At 54.4% G+C, this 1,185-nt stretch carries 1 protein-coding gene; it reads left to right on the top strand.

Annotated features, from left to right (window positions below):
• The first annotated feature begins 207 nt into the window (after positions 1-207).
• Complete coding sequence (locus tag N8H71_RS28690; RefSeq protein ID WP_262196516.1) at positions 208-1,155, top strand: IS110 family transposase; 948 nt, start codon at positions 208-210, stop codon at positions 1,153-1,155.
• Positions 1,156-1,185: the final 30 nt, after the last annotated feature.

Here is a 1,185-nt window from a genome sequence, read left to right as displayed (position 1 = left end):
GCTTGTATGCTGGTACTTGAAGGGAGGAGGAGGGACTAGGCTGGTTTCTGACTGTTGACGCAGTACAGATCCGTGGGAGATTTCGCCCCTCCTCCTTTCACCCAAGCGCCGATAAAGAATGCATCTGGCTAGACCGACGATAGGAACAAGCCTGCGCCTCTGGGTGATCCCTTCAAGTGCTCAAAACCATATCTCGGGGGGTGTTCAATGGCAATGTCGGTTTCTGTTTTCAAGCCAATCGTGGGCGTGGATGTCGCCAAGAATGAGCTGGTCATCTATCAGGCCGAGCTGGATCTACTCGAGACTATTTCTAATGACAAGGCAGCCATCAAGAAATGGCTGAAAGGCTTGCTTGCACCGGTTGATCTGGCCATTGAGTCGACCAACATCTATCACTTGGCGTTCGCCGATCTGGCTCATGAAGCCGGGTGCACGATTTACATGGTCGGTGGCTACGAGCTGAGCCATTACCGCAAAGGAGTGAAAGTTCGAGCCAAAACCGATGCGTTAGACGCCAAACTGCTCGCTCGTTATCTGAAAAATGAATACGAAGAACTACATCCCTGGATTCCACCATCACCGTTATACCGTCGCCTCCTGAGCCTTTTCCGCCGCCGCGCGGCGCTGGTTCAGGCTCGAGTTGGCCTGGTTCAAAGCTGGGCGAATGAACCGCTGCTCAAAAGCGCGTTTGCAGAGCAAGTAGCCTCAATGCAGAGGCTTGAAACATTGGTCGAGAAGATGATCAGCGATCAGTTGAAAGAGGCCGGTTTGCTCGCGGATCTGAAGCGCTGCACAAAGGTTGAAGGAATAGGATTTTTGACCGGGGCCCGTTTGATCGCGACGTTTCAGCGGGGTGACTTCCGAAACGCGGATGCATTTATCGCGTTTTTGGGAATGGACTTACGGGTGTCGCAGTCAGGACAAAAGGACGGCCGCCGAAGCCTGACCAAGCGTGGAGACCCAGAAGCCCGGCGGCTGCTGCACAACGCAGCGATGTCGGCCAGTCGTACGCCAGCGTGGAAAGGTTTTTACGAGGAGCAAAGAGCCCGCGGATTCAGTACGACACAGGCGCTGGTGATACTGGCTCGTAAGCTAGCGCGGGTGGTATTTGCGCTGTTGAAGGGGCAAAGCGAATATCAGCCGAAGGCCGGTTGAGGGTTTCCCCTCAACCATAGAATCTCCCAC

It is taken from the genome of Pseudomonas koreensis (assembly GCF_025447595.1).
GTDB classification, from domain to species: domain Bacteria; phylum Pseudomonadota; class Gammaproteobacteria; order Pseudomonadales; family Pseudomonadaceae; genus Aquipseudomonas; species Aquipseudomonas koreensis_H.
Note: the sequence above shows the minus strand (reverse complement) of the source record. Positions and strands in the feature narration are given on the sequence as shown.

Bases quoted from the DNA above. Each gene is read 5' to 3' on its own strand.
- N8H71_RS28690 (WP_262196516.1), top strand. From the start codon at position 208: ATGGCAATGTCGGTTTCTGTTTTCAAGCCAATCGTGGGCGTGGATGTC.